We start from the raw sequence: 1167 nt of genomic DNA on the forward strand, positions 1-1167 counted from the left end.
GGCACCGGCTGGGCCAGCCAGTCCGGCGGCACGCGCGGCGGCTCGACCGCAGCGGCTGCGGCGATCTACCGGGTCGACACCGCGACCGAACTGCTCGCCGCGATCAAGGCGGGCGGCGACAACGCGAAGATCATCAAGGTCACCGGTCGCATCGACATGGCGGCAGCCGACAACGGCGGCGCCTTCAAGAGCACCTCGGACCAGGCCAATCGCGGTGAGCTGAAGCTCGGCAGCAACACGACGCTGATCGGCGTCGGCGCGACTGCCGGCTTCGTCAACGCGAACATCAAGATCAACGGCGTCGACAACGTGATCGTGCGCAACCTGACCATCATCGACCCGTGCGACGTGTCGCCGCTGTGGGACCCGAACGACGGCTCCAGCGGCAACTGGAACTCGGAGTTCGACGGCATCACGGTGGACGACTCGACCCACGTCTGGATCGACCACAACCGGTTCACCGATTCCCCGGTCACCGACGACCTGCTCGCAGTCGTCAACGGCAAGCGCAAGCAGTGCCATGACGGCTCGCTGGACGTGAAGAACGGTTCGGACTACGTGACGATCTCGAACAACGTCTTCGACCAGCACGACAAGAACAACCTGATCGGCTCGTCGGACAGCAAGACCTCCGACAACGGCCACCTGACGGTGACCTTCCACAACAACCTGTTCACCAACATCACCGAGCGCGCGCCGCGCGTTCGCTTCGGCAAGGTGCACGTCTACAACAACCTCTACCAGGGCAGCACGGCCAACGCGGCCTACCCGTACGGCTACAGCATCGGCGTGGCCTACCTGGCGAAGATCATCTCGGAGAACAACGTGTTCGAGATCCAGGGCGCCAACAGCTGCGCGAGCGTGATGAAGAACCCGGGCTCGTCGAGCAAGACCGGCGCGATCGCCGAAGCCGGCTCGCTGCTGAACGGCGCGGCGCTGAACATGTCGCAGTGCAGCTTCTCGAGCGACGTGGGCTGGACGGTGCCTTACAGCCGCAGCGCGCTGCTGCCGGCGGCGTCGGTGAAGGCTTCGGTGCAGGCGCAAGCCGGCGTCGGCAAGCTGACGGTCAAGCCATGAGAACCGGCGCGGGCCTGGGCCCGTTGTTCATCGCGGTGTCGGCCGTGCTGCTGGGCGGTTGCGGTGGCGGGTCGCAGGACACCACCTGGG

General features: G+C 66.0%; 1 protein-coding gene. It reads left to right on the plus strand.

Annotated elements, in window-relative coordinates; all coding sequences use genetic code 11:
• A partial coding sequence (locus AC1D01_RS35730) for a pectate lyase family protein (protein WP_477874411.1) occupies window positions 1-1077 on the plus strand: 1077 nt, incomplete at its 5' end.
• Window positions 1078-1167 lie beyond the last annotated feature (90 nt).

It is taken from the genome of Rhizobacter sp. P3_B12, from assembly GCF_056402895.1.